Genomic DNA, 21,843 nt, shown 5'->3' with positions numbered 1-21,843 from the left:
CCCGGCTGCGCCGCTACCGGTCATTTTCCGGTGTCTCAGAGCGAGGCGAGGTACGACGTGGTGGCTTAAGCGGCTCATCCATCACAAACGACGGTTTCTTGACCTTCGGCCGCGGCTGGGGCGATTCGTCTTGGTCGGACGCTTCGCGCCGCTGGGCGCGTTTGGCCGACGGTGCTTCATCTGTAGCGGTCTGGCCGGTGGTTTCTTCAATGAGCGTGCGGTCATGACGCGGTTTGGCCGGCTCTTCGTCGCGCGCCGCTTTCGTATGGCCCGTCGCCGCTTGCTTCGCCGACGCAGCTTCCGTGTCCTCCATCAGTGTCGCCACGCCGCTTTCCAGTTCCTTCCGCTCTTGCCGGTCATGTTCAGCTTGCAATTTTTCAATTTCAGGGTCAGGAGCCGGCGTTTTATCGAAGGTCTCTAGTGGCCGCCCGCGAAGATAAACCTTCATAAACTCAATCCACATCGGGAGAGCGGCTTGACTGCCGGTTTCGCCGCGCCCAAGCGTTCGTTTTTCACCCGGATAGCCGATCCAGACGCCGCAGGTCAGCGACGGGGTGTAGCCGATAAACCAAGCATCCGTCCAATCGTTGACCGTTCCGGTTTTGCCACCCAGTTGGCGTTTGTCAAGGTCGCCGTCGGTTACGGTGCGGATTTTTGCGGCCGTCCCACCGTCAACGACGCCGCGCATCATATCTACCATTTGGGCCGCCACATACTCTGACAAGACGCGCGTTTCACGTTCGGTTTCATCCCGATCAAAGTCAAAAACCGTTCGGCCGTCATAGTCGAGAATGCGCCGGATCAGATGCGGCTTGGCGCGTTTCCCATGGTTGGGAAACACCGAATACGCAGACACCATTTCAATTAGCGGCACTTCAGTCGCGCCCAATGCGGACGGCAGGTAGGGCGCCATGGGGTTGGTGATCCCAAATCGGCGCACCATCTCTGCGCCGCGCCGAATGCCGATGCTAGCCAGCAGACGTACGGCGGGGATGTTCCGCGATTTGGCCAGCGCCGTACGCAGTGAAATCGAGCCAGTATAGCCGCCGTCGTAGTTGCGCGGCGACCAGTTCCCCGACTGGAAGGGCGTGTCGGACACCAGATCGTCGGGCGTCCAGCCGTTCTCAATCGCCGCCGCGTAGATAAACGGCTTAAAGCATGAGCCGGTCTGCCGGTTTGCCTGCGTGGCGTTGTTGAACTTCGACTGTGAAAAGTCATAGCCACCGACCATGACCTTGATTTCGCCAGTTTGGGCGTTGAGGCACAGCATCGCCCCAGCAACGGACGGCAGGTGACACAATTCCACTTGCAGCGTTCCGTCACCGGCCGTCGTCTCCGGCGTCGGCTTTCCCCCATCACGCCGCCCTTTACGGCTGGTCGGCGGCGGCGCGGTCGCAGCAGTAGCTTCCACCGCCGGTGCAAAGGCGTCATTGCGCGGCGCTCCACTCTTGATAAGAAACATCGGCAGGTCGCCTTCACGCAGCGGGCGATCGGGCGGAAATGTTACCGTCGCGCGGTATTTCCCAAACGACACTTCCGCCGTCCGCCCACTGACGCGCGTCACCAGCCCATGGAGATACATCCCGTTGAACGGCTCATAGGCCCACTCCGGATGGCGGTAGGCGGACAAGTCCTTGCCCTTGAGTTCCTCCAAAACGTTTGGGATGGGGGCGTCTCCCCGAGGGCCGCCATGGCGCTCTTCGTACCGGTGCAGTCCCCACCGAACGGCGTTGACCGCCTGAATCTGCGCGGGCGCATCAATCGTTGTGATGACTTGCAGTCCGCCGGTATGTGTTCCGCGCGTCCCAAAGCGACTTTCCAGTTCGCGACGCACTTCTTCGACGATGTAGGCAAACGGGCCGCTCGTGTTGAGTTCGCGCGCCGAGGTGACATTGAGCTTCAGGTCGGTCGCCTTGGCGGCTTCGGCTTCGGCCGGCGTGATGTAGCCCGCTTCGAGCATGTTCGTAATGACCAGATTCCGCCGACGTTTGGCTTCCTGCGGCTTGAGAATCGGCGAGTAGCTGGACGGAGCTTTGGGAATCGCCGCCAGCAGCGCGCACTCCTCAATCGTGCAGTCCTTGACTGACTTGCCGAAGTAGTACTGTGCGCCGGCCTCGACGCCGTACGCGCCGCCGCCCAGATTGATCTGGTTGCAGTACAGCTCCATGATTTGCTCCTTGCTGTACTGCCGCTCGATTTGCAGCGCAAGGATGGCTTCCCGCACTTTGCGCTCAAGGGTGCGTTCCGGCGACAGGAACAGAATTTTCGTCAACTGCTGGGTTAGGGTTGAACCGCCTTCTACGGTGCGGCCGGCTAGGAAATTTTTCCACGCGGCGCGCGCCAGCCCAATCGGGTCCACACCCCAGTGGTGCTCGAAGCGTACGTCCTCAATTGCCATAATCGCCTGCCGCATGCGCAGGGGGATGTCCTCGTAGGCGAGCGGCACACGGCGTTCAAGGGCGAACTCACCAATTACGGTACGGCCGTCTTCGGCGTACACGCGCGTTACCACGCTGGGCTGAAAATCGGCCAGCGCCGCCACTTGGCGGTGGTCGTCTGTCGTGGCGAACCATTGTAGGAACAGCCACATGCTTAGCGATCCGGCGGCGGCGGCGGCCAGCAGCGACAACGGGAGAAACAACCGGCGACGCCACACCGACGGTAGCGCTGCGACGGACGCAGTCAGCGCTTCATCCAGGTAAGACAACTTGAGAACGTTTGACATAGAGCGGCTACCGTTCCCACAACCGAGGGAACGCTCCTGTGGGGCGGATTATTCGCCGACTTTTTACATTGTGCAATCTGCGCCGCACGGCCGGGTTTGTTGGCGAAGGCGTGTGGGAGTCGAACCCACCCATCCGTATCTCCATACGGACGCACCGGATTTGAAGTCCGTGACGGCCACCCGACCGCATGCGCCTCCAACCCTTCTCAGAAGCTCGACCCCAAAAAGACCGGCAAAGACGCAGCCCGTGCCGGTAGTTCTAGCCTAGTTCCGGCTACAACAGTTTGGCGGCGACGACGCCGCGTTCGGTGGCGGCAATGACCAACCCACCAGCTAAGTGCAACGCTGAAAAGACGCGCTCCGACGCCAGCCGCCGTCGCGCGATAATCCGCCCGTCCACGCTGCTCACAATTGTAATCTCATCATCGTCGAGCGCCGCCACCGCCACGCTGTCCTCTGTCAAGCGCACCGGTGGCGTCGCCAGCCGTCCAGCCATCTGCTGCCGCCACAGCATAACGCCGGTCCGCCCGGCGAAGGCATAGAGAAAGTTATCATACGAAGCGATGAGCACACGTTCCCGATCAATCAGCGGCGGCGCGGCGACCGTTCCGCCAACACGCCGCCGCCAACGGATGCGGCCGTCGGCACGGCGTATGGCGACCACTTCTCCCTGCGCCGTACCACAGTACACCTGTTCGGCGTCGCCGGTCGCCGGCCCAGGTGCGCCACCTAAGGTGCATCCCCACTGCCGTCCGCCATCGGCTGCACGCAGCCGCCAAAGCGCACCAGACCTTGTTCCAACCAGAACGCCGTCGCCGTCACAGGTTAGGTGTTCTGTGAAGTCGCCGGTCACTTGCCACAGCAGAGAGAAATCATCCGGCCTGAACGCCGCTGCTTCCGTTGTCCCCAGCCGGGCGTACAACCGCACCCCATCACCGACCAACGGCGATGTGATGGGAGACGGCAGTTCTATTTCGCGCCGGACAACGCCAGTCGCTGCGTCGAGGAAGCGCACAATGCCGACCGGCCCAGTTACACCGTCCGCCACCGGGCGCGTTGCACAGGCAATGAGGCGCTCGCCCAACCGCGCCAACGCCCCCGTCGTTGCCACACCGGGCGCGGTTTCCCACAGACGCGCGCCGTCCCGTTGCACCAAGGCGACGACTTTCCCGCTGCGCAGCGGCACATACACGGCGGTTTCCGTCGCCAGCGGCTCCCGGCGTGCGCCGTCCGGATCAAGGTACAGCCACTCGGTCGGCAATGTGACCAGTGGCACCGACGCCCGTCCGTTGAGCACGGTCGTCACCCGAAGGCGCGGCCGCCGCTGCGCACCTGCTACGGACATTTCTGCCGCCAAGCCGGCCAGCCCGCAAATCAACTGGCGTCGGCTGCAATCAGTCATTTAGAAAGCTCCGTGGCGGCCACTGCCTTCCGCAAAGCGTTGCGCGCCGGCTTGGGTTTCACCAGAGGCGACAACCGCCATACCGCGCCGAAACTCGTTGTGGAGCGCTTGTTCCCAGGTGAGTTCAGCCTGTTCGTAGAGCGACAGGCGGTCGCTGCGCAGGCAAGTCTGCGGGAAGGCGGCGATGTCCCGCGCCAACGCCACCGCCGTTTCCAGCGCCGTTCCCGTCGGACAGAGGCGATTGACAAGACCTATCGCCAACGCTTCGTCGGCGCGCACCGGACGACCCGTCAAGATCAAGTCCATGGCCCGTCCAAAGCCAATCAATCGAGGAAGGCGCACCGTTCCGCCGTCAATGAGCGGGACGCCAAAGCGTCGGCAAAAGACGCCGAAGACGGCCGTCTCGGCGGCGACGCGCAGATCACACCAGAGCGCCAGCTCCAGTCCGCCGGCGACGGCATAGCCTTCAACAGCCGCAATAACGGGTTTGGACAGGCGGCGGCGAGTCGGTCCCATGGGAGCGACGCCAGTTTCGTGGAGGTTGACCCGTGCGCCGGCCGCAACGGCTTTGAGATCAGCTCCGGCGCAAAAATGTCCGCCGGCTCCAGTCAGGACGGCGACCGCGACGGCGTCATCCGCGTCGAAACGCGCAAACGCAGCGTCCAGAGCCGCCGCCGTCGCGTCATCCACCGCGTTGCGCGCCTCAGGTCGCTGGAGCGTTACGACGGCGACGTTCTCTTGTACCTCGTACGTGACGGTTTCCATGGGTGGTCGCTTCCGGGATGTGAACTATGAGACTTTGCGCAGAGCGACCGCCGGTTGCGCCGCGCCGACCGACAGCGGGACAACTGTGGTCGGCTTGGTCGCCGCAACGCGCTGGAGACGCGAGCGCGTATCCAGCCACTCGGCCGTCACGCGCCACGTCCGCTGCGCCTGCGAGCCAATGAGCATGCCCAAGTGCCCACCTTTTACAAAGCGAACTGTGACATCGTCGGTCGTCAGCTTTTTTGTGACGGCGGTGACAGCCGCCGGCGACACCAACCGGTCCTCCCGACTGGCGATGACCAGCACGGCGGCGCGGATGCGTTCGTACCGCACGCGGCGGCGACCAACGGTGAACTGATCGGTCATGAGTTCATTGCCAAGTACAAGGTTATGCCACAACTGTTTGAAGGCGGCTTCCGTCAGATTGACGTACTCCAGATAGCGGCCGCCGTCCGGGCGTGGCGTAGCGACGAAATCAGGGTCGCTCAAACCGCGCCAAAACTCCACCGGATGTCGCATGATGGCGTCAGGATGCAGTAGATGAAACGCCGCGTTGCAGACCGGAGCCGGAATGTAGCCGTAATGCGCGGCGAGCGCTTCCAACGGCTGACGCGAAACGCCGGCCAAAACGCGATGGAGTGTCATTGCTGAAAAATCGGTCGGCGTGCCAATGGTGACAAGATTGCGGATGCCAGCCTGTGGATGCAACGCCGCATAACAGTTGGCGAAAATTCCGCCCAGACAATAACCGACAAGCGAAAGCTCCTCGCACCCGGTCGCTTCCTTGACCAACCGCACGCCCTGATGGACGCGGTGCGCAATATATCGCCCCAGCGACAGCCGCCGGTCGCGCGCCTGCGGCTTGCCGTAGTCCAACAGAAAAACCTCGTAGCCTTGTTCAACCAGATAACGCGCCAGACTGCGTTTTGGGTGGAGTTCAAACACGTCGGCCGTGACCATCAGCGGCGGCACAAGCAAAATAGGCAGGCGACGGCGCGGCCGCCGTAGGGGAAGGTAACGCCGCAGTTTCAACGTCGGCGCATCTATGAGTAGTTCGTAGCGCAGTGGACGCGCAGCGGCGGCCGTCCGTCGCGGCCGGCCTTCAGCGTAGCCGTCTTCCTCAAGCGGGCCGGTCGGCGGGCCGAAAAAGGCTGTAAAAAGGCGTTCGGCAAGGAGCAGCGACATAACGGCGTTACAAACAAGACTTCAACGTTATGACAGCGGTCTACTTAAACCAAAGTACGCCTCAATCGGCAACTCCGGCGACGAAACGTTGGGCGTTGCCGCCGGAAACTGTTCATCTCTGGTGGCTGTCGCTAGACGGGCCAGCGACGGACGCCGATGCCGATCTGCTCAGCCGCGACGAACACTGTCGGGCGGAGCGATTGGCGCATTCCGAAGCGGCGCGTCGCTTTCGCCGGGGACGAGCGCACCTGCGCCGTGTTTTGGCAAGCTACCTCGGAACAGCGCCTCGGACGCTGCGGTTTGCCTACACACCGAACGGCAAGCCGTCCATTCAGGACGCGCCGCACTTGTCGTTCAGCTTGGCGCACAGCGGCGATATCGGGCTGCTCGCCGTGACCTACCGGCGGCGGCTTGGCGTGGATGTTGAGCTTTCCGACCGAACGGCGCGCTGGTTGGCTGTCGCGCGCCGGTGTCTGTCGGAAGACGCCTGGCGGCGGCTTCAGGCGCTGCCGGAAGCCGATCGTGTCCAAGCGGTGCAGCGCGGTTGGACGCGCCACGAAGCGCTCCTCAAAGCGAGCGGACAGGCTGCCCTGCGGCGGTTGCTGCGGTGGGAAACGCCTTGCACGGCGCATCCGGCTGCATTCACGATACAGGATCGGCACGGCGGCTCTTGGCTGGTCAAGGATGTTGTACGGGAGGGCGTGTGCGCGGCGCTGGCGGTCGAGCGGTGGTTGGACAGCACGCCTGAGATTGTCACCGCTGGCTGGTTGTGACTGCCCCACAACAACCTGGCGTTGCGCCGCCCACGGCGGCTTATGAACCCTCTTTACGCGCGCCTTAGCAACCTCATCGTCACACGGTTGGTGGTCGTTTCGACGCTGCTGGCGTTGGCCGTCGCCATGGCGCGTTCCGACAGTTCATGGGCGAACGCTAACATCAACCCCCAACCACTGGTCTGGCTGGCGGTCGCTGTTGGGGCGCTGTCGGTGGCGTATTTCACGTGGCTGCGAATGTCCGAACGCTATCTCCTTCAGGGATACGTCCAACTGCTGGGGGATGTGGTCGCCGTGACATGGCTGACCTACCAGATGCGCGATTCAGCCTTTCCACTTGCGCCGCTCTACTTGGTGATTGTGTTTGTGGCGGCGATGATTCTGCCGCGCATTGGAACCATCGCCGTCGGCGTCGCCTGTGCGCTGGCCTATGTCGGTTTGCTGGTCTCGTTCAAAGTCGGGCTGTTAGTGGGCGGCTATGCCATCGTTGAACAAAACGAGCGGTATTTCCAAAACAACCCGCTGCTGTACGTTATTGCGATTCTGGCGTTGACGGTGCTTGGCGGCCAGCTGGCCGAACGGCTGCGCCGCAGCGACGCCGAACTGGAAGCCGCCGCCCGCGACCTCGCCCAACTGCGCGCCTTCAATGAACGGATCGTGGAAAGCGTCAAAAGCGGGCTAGTGACGGTGGATCTAACGGGACGCATTATGACCTTCAATCGCGCCGCCGAGGAAATCACTGGCTACTGCGCCAGCCGTGTCCGGGGCAAACCGCTTCAGGAGGTGTTTGGTATGCTTCATCAGGCGTTCCCCGGAGAACCATCGCCGAACGCAAAAGACGATTTCCGCCGGTTTGAAACCGACTGTCGGGCGGCTGACGGACGCCTGCTGCGGTTGGGCTTCGCTGTCTCGCCGCTGACGAGCGAAGCCGGTGAGACAACCGGCTACGTTTTCTCCTTTCAGGATTTGACGGAAATCCTCAAGCTGGAAGAAGAAATCCGCCGCCAAGATCGGCTGGCTGCACTGGGCAAGATGGCCGCTGGCATCGCCCATGAAATCCGCAATCCGCTAGCCGCCATGCGTGGTTCGATCCAGCTCCTGCAATCGGAACTAAACCTTGACGAAGAACAAGCCAAGCTGATGCGGATTGTGCTCCGGGAATCAGACCGTCTCAACCGGACGATTGAGGATTTTCTCCGGTATGCCCGACCACGACCACTCCAACTGGCATCCGTCAACGTGGCCCGGCTCATCGGCGAGACAATTTCCCTATTGCAGCATAGCCCTGAAATACGCCCCGACCACGAAATCATCCTCGACGCCCCACCCGACCTGCCGCCGATTACGGCTGACGGCGACCAGATCAAGCAAGTCTTTTGGAATCTTGCGCGGAACGCTGTTCAGGCGATGCCACAGGGTGGTCGGCTCACTATCGCCATCCGTCCCACCGCCGAGTACGTCGAGATTCACCTCACCGACACCGGCACTGGTTTTCCGCCGGAAAACTTGGCGCGTCCGTTTGAGCCGTTTAACTCCAACCGGGAAGGCGGCACAGGGCTGGGGATGGCGATTGTTTATCAGATTGTTTCCGACCATGGCGGGCGAGTCAGGATTGGCAACCGTACCGATGGCGTTACCGGTGCCGAGGTGGTGGTGGCGCTTCCGTGGGAGGCCACAGCGCCGGCGTCCCCCCCTGAGACCGTCACAGATTCACGACTAAGCTTCCGGCGTACGCCGACTGGTGTTCCCACGCCAGCGACGCTCACATCAGGAGAGACCGTCGCGCCGGCGTCAACGCAGCAACCCACTTCAGACGGGGCAAAGTGACGTGTAGCGACTCACCAGCATGCCAGCGGCCCTCTCGAAAAACTCACGTTCAATGGGAGACAATAAGCGCCGACGCTCGATGCTTCCATCCTTCCTGCTTCCGCCGACGGAAGGTGGTATGTCCAAGCCGAGCTGGGGGATTTACTCCATCGCCGGCGTAAGGTCACCGCTGATTCGCTCCGTCTCCCGTTGGACCCCCAGCCCGTTTAGTAGAGAAGCGACACCGACATAGCCATAGCCAATGACAAAAATGGCAAGAAACGGTAGGACGCCCCAAATCTCACTGCGTACCGCGTAAGCAATCGCCAAGACAAAGTAGATCGCCATACTGATTTCAAGCGCCGGCAGCCAACCCATGTTCCGGCGGTATTTCTTTCGCTGCCAGTCTTGCGCCGGTGACGTTCCATCAATGGCGTACTTTGGCGTCCTCGCAAATCCGCTCTGAACGCCAAGCAGGGCCTCCAAGACGGCCTTGGCGTTGCTGATGGAGATACCGATGCCGATAGACATCGCTAAATAAATCATCAGTAAATCTTTCCAACGTCTTCCGTGCAGTTCTTTGAGCGATATGAGGTAGTATAACGTCACTGAGAACGTTGAAAGCAACATAAACGGCACATCCAGCAGCATCAGGTGAAAAAGTCCCTGATTGTACCGAACAATGAGAATCGGCAGATGAAGCAAGTGGAACAAAATCATCAATGGATAAATCAAGTTGCCTGACAAATGAAAGAAGGTTTCAATCTTAGCATGCAACGGCAAGTGCAAACCGCTTAGTCGCGGCAGAATCTTCATAGCAACCTGCGTATAGCCTTTCGCCCACCGGCGCTGCTGAACCTTGAAGGCATTGATGTCCACCGGAAGCTCAGCCGGCACATCTTCATCCAGAATATACACAAACTTCCAGCCCAGTAGTTGCGCGCGGTAGCTCAAATCCGTGTCCTCTGCCAGTGTATCCGCCTGCCAGCCACCCGACCATTCAATCGCTTCCCGCCGCCACATGCCGGCCGTACCGTTAAAGTTGAAAAAGCCGCCGCTGCGATGCCGCGCCGTGTGTTCGACAACGAAATGGCCGTCCAGCATGACGCTCTGAACGCGCGTCAGTAGGTTGTACTCAGCATTGAGGTGGCTCCACCGGAACTGAACGACGCCAACGCGGGGCTCTGTAAAGTAGTGGATCATCTTCCGAATGCAATCCGGCTTCGGTTGGAAATCCGCGTCAAAAATGAGGATGAATTGCCCCTTAGCGACCTTCAGTCCCTCACTTAGAGCGCCGGCTTTGAAGCCTTTCCGCTCCGTCCGGTGGAGGTAAACAATGTCAATTCCCTGCGCGGCGTAACGCTCGACGGCGGCCCTGGCAATAGCCTGCGTCTCATCGGTCGAGTCATCCAGAACTTGAATCTCCAGTTTATCCTTTGGGTAGTCTAATGCGACGCAAGCTGCCAGCAGACGCTCGACGACATACATCTCATTGAACAAGGGCAACTGAACCGTCACACGTGGTAGATTTGCTTCGTCAAAATATGCTTTCGGTTGTGGACGAAAGCGACGGTACTTCAAAAAGAGGTAGGTGATCCTCAACCGATAAGCACCATAAACAGCTAGGATAAAGAGTAAGCCGAAGTACAGAAAAAAGATTATCCAGTCAAATGTGTCAGATGTGTAGAGATAACTAATGTTATTCGTTCGGGAAAATTTCTCTAGATCGGATATTCCCTGAACAATGGGAAGCCAGTTCTGAGGTTGCTCCAAAAAACGCAGAGAGGTTAGGTACATAAACACTGTCATTAGATGTTGTTCATTTGATGTTGTAGTTCTTAATCTTACTGTTGAGCGTCGTTGGGTTCAGCCCAAGGAGTTTCGCCGCCCGACTTTGATGATTGCGCGTCAGCTCAAGCGCCCGCCGAATCAGCTCAATCTCAAACTGCGCAACCACGTCATAGAAGTGAATGCCCTGTGAAATGTCGAGATGTGAAGGCAGCAAGCTACCCGGCGGCGTCGTTGCAGACCGCTTCGTTGGGGGGTTGAGAATCTCATCCCGCAGGCATTCCACCGTCAGTGAGTTGGTACGCGAGATAACCACCGCCCGCTCGATAACGTTCTCCAGCTCACGGACGTTACCGGGAAACGGATAGGCTTCGAGCAGAGCAAGCACCTCTGGGTCAATGTCTTCAGACATCTGGCGCTGGTTTTCAGCGTTGTACTTGCGGATGAAGTGTCGCGCCAGCGGCAAGATATCCTCTGGGCGTTCGCGCAGAGGTGGAATTTTGATCGTGATGACATTGAGGCGATAAAACAGGTCTTCCCGAAACTTACCTTCTTGGACAGCCTGTTTGAGGTCAAGGTTCGTTGCAGCGACGATGCGCGTGTCCACCCGGTGCGGTGTCGTCTCACCAAGTGGGATGAACTCGCGTTCCTGAATGACGCGCAGCAACTTGCCTTGGGTCTCGAAGGCGATGTTGCCGATTTCATCCAAAAACAACGTCCCGCCGTCGGCGATGTCAAACAGCCCTTTTTTGGCTGTGAACGCGCCAGTGAAGGCGCCGCGTGCATGGCCGAACAACTCGCTTTCCAACAGTTCTGTCGGAATGTTGCTGCAGTTGACGGGCACAAACTGGCCGGTTTTAGCGCGTGGACTCGCAAAGTGAATCGCGCGGGCGATAAGTTCCTTCCCCGTCCCGGATTCGCCCTGAATCAACACCGTGGTGCGGGCCGGAGCAATCTGTTCGACGAGCGCCAGAATCTCGCGCATGGCGGCGCTGCGAGCGACAATGCCATGCATTTCCGCGCTCTGTTGAAGGGTGCGTTTGAGCTGGGCATGTTCCTCGTCCTTGCGGCGGCGACGCACACCAGCTTCGACCACGCGCAAGATGTCGCTGTTTTCAAAAGGCTTGCGAATGCAGTTGAACGCGCCACGCTGCCACGCGGCGACCGCTGTTTCAAACGTGGCATAGGCGGTGATCATAATCACGACGGCTTCCGGGTCGTGCCTGAGCAGCGCGTCCAGCGTCGCCAGCCCGCCCATGCCCGGCATCGAAACATCTAGCAGAACGGCGTCAAAGACGTGTTCGCGGTAGAGTTCCAACCCTTCTTCGCCCGTTCGGGCAACCCTGACGCTATACCCTGCGCTGGAAAGCAGGGTCTCCAGCACGTCGCGCATGACCTCTTCGTCGTCTACGACCAATAGTGAACCTTTTCTCGGCATCGTCCCTCTCTACTTCTCTCAACACTCACTTGAACGCATCACGTCAGGCTTAGCCCCGCACCTGATCCAGCACGGCGAAGAAATTCGGGAATGACACGCAGACACAGTCGGCGTCGTCAAGCGTCGTCGGGCCGTCGGCAACTAGCGCAGCCACGGCGAACGCCATAGCAATGCGGTGGTCGCCAGCGGTGTGAATGGTCGCCCCACGCAGCCGTTGGCCGCCGGGAATGGTCAAGCCGTCCGGGCGTTCTTCCACCGCAACGCCCATCGCGCGCAAGTTGTGCGCAATGAGCGCCAGCCGGTCGCTTTCCTTGACGCGCAACTCGCTGGCGTCGGCGACTTCAAGACCATGGAAGTACGCGCCCAAGATGGCGAGGATAGGGATTTCGTCAATGGCGTTGGCGGTCAATGCACCGGTTGCGCGAAGGGTCCTTATCGGACGCGGCGTTGCGGGCGTCACCCGTAAGTCGGCAACCGGTTCTCCCCCTTCAAGGCGCTCGTTCGCTACTTCAACCTCTGCCCCGGCGGCGCGCAGCACCGTCAGGAAGCCGGTGCGGGTTGGATTGAGCCCGACGCCCTCAAGCCTGATGTCGGCCGTCGGCGTCATCAAACCGGCGGCGATGAAAAACGCCGCCGCCGAAAAGTCGCCCGGCGCGCGCAGCCGTCCCGGACTTTGTAACGGCAAACCGCCCGTCACCGTACAGGCTGAACCCTGAATGGTGACCGGCACACCGAACGCGCCCAACAGGCGCTCCGTGTGGTCGCGTGTCGGCATCGGCTCAATCACCGTCGTGTCACCAGCGGCGAACAGTCCAGCCAACAACAGGCAGGACTTGACCTGCGCGCTGGCGACAGGCGACTCATACGTTATGCCCCGCAGGTCGCCGCCCCGCACACTCAGCGGGGCAAAATTGTCATCCACGGCGGTCAGGGTTGCGCCCATGCGTCGCAGCGGCTCGATGATGCGCCGCATTGGCCGCCGCCGCAGCGAAGCATCGCCGGTGATGCGCGTCTCAAACGGCTGCCCAGCGAGCAAGCCCGCCAGCAGGCGGATGGTCGTGCCGGAGTTGGCGGCGTCGAGGGTGGCGGCGCTCGGCCGGAAACCGCTCCTCCCCACCCCGCCGATGACCACACCCGACACGGCAGGGCGGACGCTCACGCCCAATCGCTTCAGACACTCAAGGGTCGCTGCGCAATCAGCGCTTGTCGAGTAGTTTTCAAGTTCAGTGTCGCCGTCCGCAATGGCGGCCAACATCGCCATGCGATGCGAAATGGATTTGTCACCCGGTAGGTGGACCCGCCCACACAGACGACGGGTCGGCTCAAGCCGCCGCGCCATCTCGGACTCCGATAACGCGCTTACCGGGACAGCAAACTGCCGACGTACTTGAGCAACTCGTTGGCGCTTTCCGGCGTATAGCCATGCTTTTTCACCAGTCGGTCAATCACTTCGTTGATCCGTCGCAACTGATCGGCATCCGGCGACTTGGTTGAGGTCGTAATTTTGACAATATCCTTCAAGTCAGCAAAGATTTTCTTCTCAATAGCCTCCTTCAGGCGCTCGTGCGAGGTGTACTCAAACCGCTTGCCTTTGCGGGCATAGGTTGAGATACGGATCAGGATTTCCTGCCGGAACATGTTCTTGGCGTTCTCTGAAATCCCAATCTGCTCTTCAATCGAGCGCATGAGCCGCTCATCCGGCTCCATTTCCTCTTCAGTAATCGCGTCCTTAATTTTCTCCTTGTTGCAGTAGGCTTCTACGTTGTCGAGGTAGTTGTCGCAGATGCTCTTCGCCATTTCCTCGAACGAATAGACAAACGCCCGCTGCACTTCATTCTTGGCGATTTCGTCGTACTCCTTCCGTACCAGTGTTAGCAGATTGAGATACCGCTCACGTTCTTCAGGCGTGATGCCAGTGTGCTGATCGAAGCCGTCACGGATGGCGCGCAGCGCGTCAATCGGCGTGATGTACTTCTTCGAGTCCTGCACGAGCGCGCTCGACAAACGGTTGATGATATAGCGCGGCGAAATGCCGAACATCCCCTCGCGGACAGCTTCAGCCTTTAGCTCTTTGACATCCTTGCTCTTGAAGCCGTCTACGTCCTCACCGTCATAGAGTTTCATCTTCTTGATGAGATCAATGTTGGCTCGCTTCGGCGGCTCTAGACGGGTCAGTACAGCGAACATTGCTGCGACGCGCAACGTGTAGGGCGCAATGTGGACATCCTGAAGATTGCTTTGCGAGATCAGCTTCTTGTAGATGCGTTCCTCTTCCGAAACCTTGAGGTTGTACGGCACCTTGATCATAATGATGCGGTCCTGCAAGGCTTCGTTTTTCTTATTCCCAACAAACGCCAGGTATTCATTTTCGTTCGTATGCGAAATGATCACCTCGTCGGCGTAGATCATCGCATACCGGCCGGTCTTGATGGCCTGTTCCTGAGAAAGCGTTAGCAGCGAGTAGAGGAACTTTTCATCGCACTTGAGGATTTCAATAAACTCCATCATGCCGCGATTGGCGACATTGAGTTCACCGTCGAAGCGGTAGGCGCGTGGATCGCTTTCCACGCCAACTTCGCCAATCATCGAAAGATCAACCGAACCGGTCAACTCAGAAACATCTTGCGATTTTGGATCGCTCGGAGCGAATGTTCCAATGCCGACGCGGTCCTTCTCAGAAAACACAATGCGTTCAACGATGACATCCTCGTGGCGGCCCTTGTAGGTGTGCTCCAAATCGTAGCGCGCCTGCGGGCTAAGTTCCCCTTCAATGTAAATTCCGTAGTGCTTTTGGATTTCGGGGCGCAGTTCCTGTGGGATCAGAAGCATCGGGTCGCCGTGCATTGGGTCGCCCTTGATGGCGTAAACGGCGCCCTCTTCAGTGCGCGTCCACTTTTCGAGGCCGCGCTTGAGCAGCGTGACAATGGTGGACTTCCCGCCGCCGACTGGCCCCATCAGGAGAAGAATCCGCTTGCGCACCTCCAGACGCTGCGCCGCGGACTTGAAGTACTCGACCAGTTGTTCGATGGTTTCATCAATCCCGAAGAGTTCTTCACTGAAGAAGTTATAGCGCGTGACTTCGTCTTGTGTCCCCGGATTGATGACCGTCGTACCGGCGGCCAGAATCATGTCGCAGATGCGGGCATGCGCCAGTTGCGTCAGTTTGGGCCGCTTGACCGCCATTTCGAAGTACTCACGGAAGGTCCCTTCCCAATGCAGCGAAGCGCGTTCACGCCGGTGCGCTTCTAAAAGCTGGGTAATATCGGGCTTTGCGGGTGTAGTGTCAGACATGGCAGCGACTCCCGTCACGGACGATGAGATGCAAAAATCCAGCGCAAGCAGTCTGCGCGCGGCCTGCGCTGAGCGCGCAGACCGTCTTGCCGGGAAGTATGGGCGCATTCGGCGTCAGCGTCAATTGTCGTAGTGTCAATTGTCGTGTAGATGGAAAGGCTTGAGGTTTTCCGGTGAAACTAACGCTCTACCTTGAAACATCCGTTATTGGGGCGTATCTCGACAATGATGACCCCTTTCGGCGCGACCTCACCCTGCGGTGGTGGGAATACGACCTGAACGAGTACCAGCCGTTCGTCTCACCGCTGGTGCGCTATGAACTCGAACAACTGGCGGAACCGCACCGTTCGGCGTACCTGAACTTGATTCGGCCGCTCCCCTACCTTCCCATCTGCGAGGAAGCCGCCATGTTGGCGGCGGGTTACATTGGCTGCGGCATTTTTCAGCGGCGCTTCCTGGCCGACGCCTTCCATGTCGCCCTCGCCTCCGTACACAATGTGGACTTTTTCGTCACCTGGAACTTTGGGCATATCGCCAGCATCCACCGGCAGGCGCGGGTGCGGCGATTCAATCTGACGAGCGGCTTTCCCTGTCCCGTCATTGTGACGCCGGAGTTTTTGGTGCTGAGCGGTTTATGACGCCCGTCGGCGACAGCCGTCCGGCCTACACACCTGTTTTTCTACAACGGAGCGTTTTATGAAGAAGCGCGTGCTCTTGGTTGAAGATGACGACGCCATTGCCGGGCTTGTGTCCAAGTGGCTGAGCCAGCATCAGGACGGTTTTTCCGTCGTGACGGCCGGACACGGACAGGAGGCGCTCGACATTCTGGCGCATCAGCCGGCGGACATCGTTGTCACTGACCTCCAGATGCCCGTCATGGACGGCTTTGAACTCATCGCTCACCTATTGAGCGAGCAGGTCAACCTCCCCATCGTCATTCTGACTGCCATGGCGGTCAGCGATGTCGAAAGCCGTCTGCACCAGATCGGCGCGCTCCCGGTCATCCGCAAACCGTTCAGCGTGAGCACGCTCTACACCGTGATCTGCAACGAGTTGAACGCGCGTCAGCAGGGCGTAATTCAGGGCCTGACCCTTGCTTCATTCCTCCAGCTTCTAGAGATGGAACGCAAAAGCTGCGTCCTGCGCATCGCTGCTGGAGGACGGGTCGGCTACCTTTACTTCAGCAATGGTGATCTTGTTCACGCCGAAACCGGCGACCGGTCCGGCGAGCCGGCCGCCTATGACATCCTCCTGTGGGAAGGCGTCAAGCTTCAGATGACCCCGCCACCGCCTGTTCCGCCGCCGTGTACACTGCACGACCGGCTCATGGGTTTGCTGATGGAAGCTTTTCGGCGACGCGACGAAGCGGCGGAAGCCCTGCGTCGGACAAGCAAGTCGGCGACCTTAGAGGATACTCCGACGCCGACTGCGACAGCGGCGGAAGACCAAGAGCCACTCGCTGAACTGAGCGCAGCCGTCCATCCGTCCGCCGCCCACCACACGCCGGCGTCGGCGCTTCAGACGGCCGAGTTGCTGCTGACGTTGGCTGACCGTTTGCTGCACACCAAAGTCGAAGACACTAGAACTTACGTCCTTGCGCCGGATTTGCGCCGCCGGTTGGAGGCCAACGCCCTCCCCCAGCAAACGGTTGGGTTACTGCGCCTTTTTGACGGCCGCCGAACGCTCGGCGAGTTGTTGGCGGCGGTTCCGAACGAAGCCTTGGTGTTTCTTTTCCTCGTTGGGGGTTTGCGGGCCGCCGGTTTGTTGCAGGAAACCGAGACGCCGGTTGCGACCTCACCCGGCGCTACCTGACGGCAAGATGACATAATTTGTCACCTTATCCGGTAACTGCTGGAAAAAAAGACAGTGACTTCTTAGAAAGTTTGAGTATCCTTGCGACTGCAGTTCACCTTTGCATCCCCCGATTGCCCAAGCCCTCGACAGAGCGATGATAGCCAGTGGCGTTTCCCCTTCGCCCACATCAGCACCGCCAGAGCAGTACGGCCTTCAGCGGCTGCCAACCGTCACCCGTGTTCTCTATCGCTGGTGCGTCAGCCTCATTAATCGCACGCTTGAGCGTTTTCCTGGTCTTCGGCACGGCATTAAGCGCTTGGAAGTGGCGGAAACCACCATCCGGCAGCTTCGGTATGAGCGGGACGAAGCCCTTGGGTTTCTCCGTGAACGCAACAATGAGCTGGCGCACTACGACACGGCTCTGCGCAACTTCTTTGCAGCCGTCGGCGAAGTCACCCGTGAATTGGAAGCCATCCGCCGGGATGTCGCTGCGCATCAGGCGCGCGTTGCAGAGCACACCGAACAACTGGTCAACCATATCCTCTACCTTCAGCAGCGTCTGCGGGAAGCCGCTTTGGATATGCAGGAAGCGCAGGCTGATCTTGACGCCATTGCTTCAGCCTTCCGCAGTCATCAGGCTCAACTCGACCGCCGGATTGGACAGAAGGATATGGCGCTGCTCGGTACGCTCGACGCTGCTCAGGAGGCGGAAACCGAGTTGGAGCTGTTCGTCCAACAGGTAGATCACTACCAAAGGGCGCTTTTACGGGTCTATCGCGAAGCAATGGCGGAGAACGCCCGTCTGTCGCAGGAGTTGGAGACAATTGTGGCGGAAGTCGCCCAAACCAACAGCCAGACGGCAGCCTATATTCAGGCTCTGGAAGCTGAACTGGCGGCGCTCCGCACGCGTTAACTCTGCCGACACCCCGATTCTCTTGTAGAGCCTTACCTTATTTCTATGAGCACGCGACCATATACTGTTTGCCGCATTATTCAAGAAACCACAGATGTACGCTCGTTTATTTTTGACTTCGGAGAATACCCTTTCAGCTTTACACCGGGACAGTTTGCCGTTTTCCATCTCAATGCTGAACGACAAGCTTGCCTAACTTTCAGCTCGTCTCCCCATGACCAAAAGTATTTTCAGGTAACAGTCAAACGAATTGGCAATTTCGGAACGCAATTTTACGACCAAGTAAAAGTTGGTGACATTATCCATGTCACTGAGCCAATGGGACAGCTCAAGTTACAAACTGACAGTTTAGATCCGGTTTGCTTCATTGGCATGGATTACTGTATCCCAGCTGCACGCAGCTTTTTCTACTACATTCTCACTCGTCAGCCAGAACGCCGCCTTACGCTCTTTCATGAACTTACTGACTCAAGCCAAATCCTCTACGATGATGAATTCAAGCATTTTGAAAAAAACAGCCCACTTACGCGCATACTAATCCTGAACCAGCCAACACGTCCTGTTGGATGGGTTGGTGGGCTGGGGCGTGTGACACCGGTTATGCTGAGAAGCTTGTATCTCGAAAACCCAAATACAAAATTTTATGCTGCAGGTGAGTATCCCGAGATAAAGTTTTATCAGCAAACCTTCCAGTCAGCCGGAATCCCAAAGTCAAACATTACTGTCGAGCGCTGGAGTTAGTTGCTATGAAAAGCATCACGTTACAGCCAATCAATAGGACAATTTCGGTTAAGACGGACACCAAGGTGCTCGACACGCTGTTAGCTTCACAGTGTGAGGTGGCGATGGCGTGCGGCGGTATGGGACTATGTGCAACCTGCCATGTTTTCGTCATCAAGGGCGAACAATCCCTAACCCCGCGTACGGAACGCGAAATTCGAACACTTGGGACGATCACCGGCGCGACTGCCCGTTCACGGTTGTCCTGTCAGGCGCGCATCATCGGCGACGGCGTCGTCGTTGAGTTGCCTGAAGGGATGTATGTGCAAAGCATTGACGACTTGCGGGCGCTCATCGGCAAGCGCGCTGAAGTGCCGATCCTTCACCCGCGCGATGGTCGCGTCTTGATTGATCGCGGGAAAATCATTACAAAGTCCAGAATCCTAGAACTCGAAGGCGAAGACTTTGATATGACTAAACTGGCGGCGTCGGCTACGTAAGGCTTCCTAAGCTCAAGTTCGGCCTTAAGCATTGCCTTAGCGCCGGCGTTCACTGATGTCCCTAAAAATTTTTTTCTCCCAAGCGGACTTGCGTATAGCACACACGGCGTCAATAGCCATTTCCATCAAGGAGTGACATATATGGCCATCAACGTCGCTGACGGCGGCATCAAAAATTACCACAATTACTTTGTCCCAGAAGACTTTCTTTCGCGTGATCCGCGCACCCGCACGATTCGTCTCCGCGACGGTCAGCGCGGCGTCTATGCGTCAGAAGACTTTATCACCAGTCTCCATGCCGGACTGGATGAAGAAATTGGTGACGCCTCTAACCTTGTAATGTACAAATGCGGCTACGAGTGGGGCGTCAGTGACATGAAGCGCTTTGCTGAAAAAATGCGCCACGAGTTCGGCGGCGGTAAACTCGATATCTGGCAAATGAACCGCAAGTTCGTCCTCGAATCTTGGTGGTGGCCGCTGACAGCTGAAGGCTGGGGTGCATGGGCAATTGACTTCAGCTTTGAAAAGCAAGGCATGGTTTTTATCACCATCAAGAACTCCGCCGTGGCAAAGGCAATGGAGCAAGTCGGTAAGCCAGTTTGCTATATGTATGCCGGCATGTTTGCCGGCGTCTTCAGCGTCTTTGACCGTGAGGAGCGCGGAGGGATTGAGGTGCAGTGCTACTCAATGGGCAATGACTGCTGTAAGTTTATTGTCGGTTCTCAGAAAAAGGTCAATGCGGCTGAGTTCTGGCGGCGCGAAGGCGCGTCGGCGCAAGAAATCATGGAGAAGCTCATCGACTGACAATGTATCCGCCTAACTTCAAAAGGTACAGAACATGACGAGTCTTAGTCTTTCGCTCCCCCAAGATTTACTTGATGAACAAGAGGCGTTGCTGGCGCGGATTGCACGCTGTCGTGAAAAGCTCAACTTGGCTATCCAGCGTGCTCGCGCGGCGCTGAGTTTGGAGGATACCGCCGAGGTGTTTTTCACGGAGCTTGTGCCTTGGGCGCAACGCGGTGGCGCTCCTGTCCGGTCGGCGCCGCGTCCGTCTTCAACACGCCTAACGGCGGCAACCAGCCGCGCGACGGAAGGGCTGTTGCCTTTGCCGGTGGAAGTCGCCCCACCGCCGGCCGATGCCTCTCCTGCGCCGGCACCCGTCGCCGTTGTTGCGTCGGCGGTAGCCCCAACCGACGAAATCGCCGCCTTTACGTTCTTCCAGAGCATCCCTTGGGACACCAACGGCGGCGGTCGTTCGACGCAGTCGCCGTGGTCAAGCGCCGGCGCGAGCGAGTTCTTGCGGGTAGCGACGGAAAGCGCCATCCGCGCTTCACAAGTCAAGAAATAAGCCTGCTCTCATTGCCCTGAGCGGCGGCTGCGGCGTAGGGTTTCCTTGTGTTTCCCTACGCGCTGTCCTCTGCCCAAGGCTTCACGGAGGTTGATTTCCATCCATGACAGCACCAGCCACCGTAGTTCCACCACACCGCCACCCCGATTTGGCGAACATGTTTCGGCAGGCGGAGGGCAAATACTTCACCGACGCCGAGTTCGCCAAGCTGGAGAGTTACTACCCCAATCTTTCCGCGCATATCGCGGCGGCGAAGGATATCCGTGCTAAGGAAACCGGTATCGTTAGTCGGAGCGTAAAGGAAATCTACACGATGTATCCCTACGAACAGCATCACGAGCATGCTACGGCGAAGTGCGTCCGCGACGCGCGTTATGTACTGTCATACGCCACGCTTTCGATGCTGATTGAAGACCCGCGCTGGTTTGAGAATAAGCTCCTCATCTGGATGAAAACCATTTTGCAGGCGTTTGACTTCCCGGAAGTTGGACAGACCGCGGCGATGCGGGAAGCCTTCGCCAAGATTGACCCGGCGCTGGCGACGAAACTCAAAGCCTTCAAAGGGAAGGTTAAGTCCATTTACCACATGTACTATGTCGTCAAACGTGAGTGTCAGCAGGACCTGCAACCGACAAGCTTTCGGTTGCTGTCGCCTTATCTTGACCTCGCCATGAATGTCTTGTCGGAGGACTACGGGGCATGATGCGTGCTACGGTGGATTTACTTGAGGGTTTGGAGAGTTTTTTTGACGAATCACGGTTGGGCTTTGACCTGCGCGAAGGCGTGTTGTGGAACCCAGCCAAAACGCGCTTATGCCTCCTGTCAACCGACTTCCTGGCGGGTGTGTACACCGCCGTCAAGGACGAAGCCGGCCCTGCGTGGCCGGTCATTTTTAAAACCTGCGGAAAAATCTGGGGAGAACGCATCATGCGCCGGCTGGAACGCGAAGCGCAGGCGGTAGGCAACCTTCAGCTCCGCGAAATGCCGATCTCGATGTTTCTACGCTTCTTCCGTGAATATTTCGTCTATCACGGCTGGGGACTGATGACGATTGACGTGTCGCAGGCTCGGGAGACGGGCATCGTCACAGCGGCGCTGGAAGATTCCATTTTCGCCGAAGTCATTCGTGACGAGGAGGATTTTTCCGATCCGATGATTGCGGGCATTCTCGCTGGCATGCTGAGCCACATTAGCGGCCACGACCTTGATTGCGTCCAAACTGCGTGCATCTCGCGCGGCGCAGAAGCCAGCCGTTTTGTTGTGACCGGCGCCGGGCGGCTGCGCGGCATTCAGGAGAAGATCAAAGCCGGCATGACGCACGAGCAGGTTGTGGCGACAGTCTAGAAACTCCCCCAGATTTCTTGACGACTATCTGCGTGCCGGTAGGCGACGAAC

19 protein-coding genes and 1 tRNA gene are annotated in these 21,843 nt (G+C 58.7%); 11 read left to right on the top strand and 9 right to left on the bottom strand.

Features of this window, described 5'->3' with window-relative positions:
• Positions 1–13: 13 nt before the first annotated feature.
• The 5 genes from NZ585_08705 to NZ585_08685 all read right to left on the bottom strand — a co-directional run bounded on the left by NZ585_08705 (position 14) and on the right by NZ585_08685 (position 6,077).
• Positions 14–2,725 carry a PBP1A family penicillin-binding protein gene (locus NZ585_08705; GenBank protein MCS7080115.1) on the bottom strand — a complete coding sequence of 904 codons (2,712 nt, stop codon included), beginning with the start codon at positions 2,723–2,725 and terminating at the stop codon, positions 14–16.
• A 100-nt stretch (positions 2,726–2,825) separates the two neighbouring features.
• Positions 2,826–2,923: transfer RNA gene (locus NZ585_08700), tRNA-Sec, on the bottom strand.
• Between the two features lie 76 nt (positions 2,924–2,999).
• Positions 3,000–4,127, bottom strand: a complete 1,128-nt coding sequence (locus NZ585_08695; protein ID MCS7080114.1) for a PQQ-binding-like beta-propeller repeat protein — start codon at positions 4,125–4,127, stop codon at positions 3,000–3,002.
• Positions 4,128–4,892, bottom strand: a complete 765-nt coding sequence (locus tag NZ585_08690; GenBank protein ID MCS7080113.1) for a crotonase/enoyl-CoA hydratase family protein — start codon at positions 4,890–4,892, stop codon at positions 4,128–4,130.
• 24 nt (positions 4,893–4,916) lie between these two features.
• On the bottom strand, positions 4,917–6,077 hold the full coding sequence (locus tag NZ585_08685; protein ID MCS7080112.1) for an alpha/beta fold hydrolase: 1,161 nt from the start codon (positions 6,075–6,077) through the stop codon (positions 4,917–4,919).
• Positions 6,078–6,106: 29 nt separating this feature from the next.
• On the opposite strand from NZ585_08685, the gene NZ585_08680 reads away from it, so the two are divergent.
• Entirely contained in the window at positions 6,107–6,850 is a 744-nt protein-coding gene (locus NZ585_08680; protein ID MCS7080111.1) for a 4'-phosphopantetheinyl transferase superfamily protein, read from the top strand.
• 42 nt (positions 6,851–6,892) lie between these two features.
• Complete coding sequence (locus NZ585_08675; protein MCS7080110.1) at positions 6,893–8,677, top strand: ATP-binding protein; 1,785 nt, start codon at positions 6,893–6,895, stop codon at positions 8,675–8,677.
• Positions 8,678–8,818: 141 nt separating this feature from the next.
• Here NZ585_08675 and NZ585_08670 read toward each other — a convergent pair whose 3' ends face one another.
• The 4 genes from NZ585_08670 to NZ585_08655 form a co-directional block, all read right to left on the bottom strand.
• Entirely contained in the window at positions 8,819–10,174 is a 1,356-nt protein-coding gene (locus tag NZ585_08670) for a glycosyltransferase family 2 protein (GenBank protein ID MCS7080109.1), read from the bottom strand.
• A gap of 301 nt (positions 10,175–10,475) precedes the next feature.
• Positions 10,476–11,882, bottom strand: coding sequence for a sigma-54 dependent transcriptional regulator (locus NZ585_08665; GenBank protein ID MCS7080108.1), 1,407 nt, complete (start codon positions 11,880–11,882; stop codon positions 10,476–10,478).
• A gap of 49 nt (positions 11,883–11,931) precedes the next feature.
• Complete coding sequence (gene aroA, locus NZ585_08660; GenBank protein MCS7080107.1) at positions 11,932–13,221, bottom strand: 3-phosphoshikimate 1-carboxyvinyltransferase; 1,290 nt, start codon at positions 13,219–13,221, stop codon at positions 11,932–11,934.
• Between the two features lie 20 nt (positions 13,222–13,241).
• Entirely contained in the window at positions 13,242–15,173 is a 1,932-nt protein-coding gene (locus tag NZ585_08655) for a protein prkA (protein MCS7080106.1), read from the bottom strand.
• A 173-nt stretch (positions 15,174–15,346) separates the two neighbouring features.
• Between NZ585_08655 and NZ585_08650 the strand changes: the two genes are divergently transcribed.
• The 9 genes from NZ585_08650 to NZ585_08610 all read left to right on the top strand — a co-directional run bounded on the left by NZ585_08650 (position 15,347) and on the right by NZ585_08610 (position 21,792).
• On the top strand, positions 15,347–15,811 hold the full coding sequence (locus NZ585_08650; protein ID MCS7080105.1) for a hypothetical protein: 465 nt from the start codon (positions 15,347–15,349) through the stop codon (positions 15,809–15,811).
• 58 nt (positions 15,812–15,869) lie between these two features.
• A complete protein-coding gene (locus NZ585_08645) occupies positions 15,870–16,985 on the top strand; it encodes a response regulator (GenBank protein MCS7080104.1) in 1,116 nt (371 codons plus the stop codon).
• A gap of 136 nt (positions 16,986–17,121) precedes the next feature.
• Positions 17,122–17,880 (top strand): hypothetical protein, encoded by a 759-nt coding sequence (locus NZ585_08640; protein MCS7080103.1) that lies wholly within the window; start codon positions 17,122–17,124, stop codon positions 17,878–17,880.
• 45 nt (positions 17,881–17,925) lie between these two features.
• Entirely contained in the window at positions 17,926–18,621 is a 696-nt protein-coding gene (locus NZ585_08635; protein ID MCS7080102.1) for a hypothetical protein, read from the top strand.
• A 5-nt stretch (positions 18,622–18,626) separates the two neighbouring features.
• The gene (locus NZ585_08630; protein ID MCS7080101.1) at positions 18,627–19,100 is read left to right on the top strand and encodes a (2Fe-2S)-binding protein; all 474 of its coding nucleotides are present in this window, start codon (positions 18,627–18,629) and stop codon (positions 19,098–19,100) included.
• Between the two features lie 141 nt (positions 19,101–19,241).
• Complete coding sequence (locus tag NZ585_08625) at positions 19,242–19,904, top strand: 4-vinyl reductase (GenBank protein ID MCS7080100.1); 663 nt, start codon at positions 19,242–19,244, stop codon at positions 19,902–19,904.
• A gap of 34 nt (positions 19,905–19,938) precedes the next feature.
• A complete protein-coding gene (locus tag NZ585_08620) occupies positions 19,939–20,448 on the top strand; it encodes a hypothetical protein (GenBank protein MCS7080099.1) in 510 nt (169 codons plus the stop codon).
• Between the two features lie 103 nt (positions 20,449–20,551).
• Positions 20,552–21,151 (top strand): hypothetical protein, encoded by a 600-nt coding sequence (locus tag NZ585_08615; protein MCS7080098.1) that lies wholly within the window; start codon positions 20,552–20,554, stop codon positions 21,149–21,151.
• On the top strand, positions 21,148–21,792 hold the full coding sequence (locus NZ585_08610; GenBank protein MCS7080097.1) for a hypothetical protein: 645 nt from the start codon (positions 21,148–21,150) through the stop codon (positions 21,790–21,792). Before NZ585_08615 ends, NZ585_08610 begins: the two co-directional genes overlap by 4 nt.
• Positions 21,793–21,843 lie beyond the last annotated feature (51 nt).

The sequence above is a fragment of the Chloracidobacterium sp. genome (assembly GCA_025057975.1).
GTDB lineage: Bacteria > Acidobacteriota > Blastocatellia > Chloracidobacteriales > Chloracidobacteriaceae > Chloracidobacterium.
Note: the sequence above shows the minus strand (reverse complement) of the source record. Positions and strands in the feature narration are given on the sequence as shown.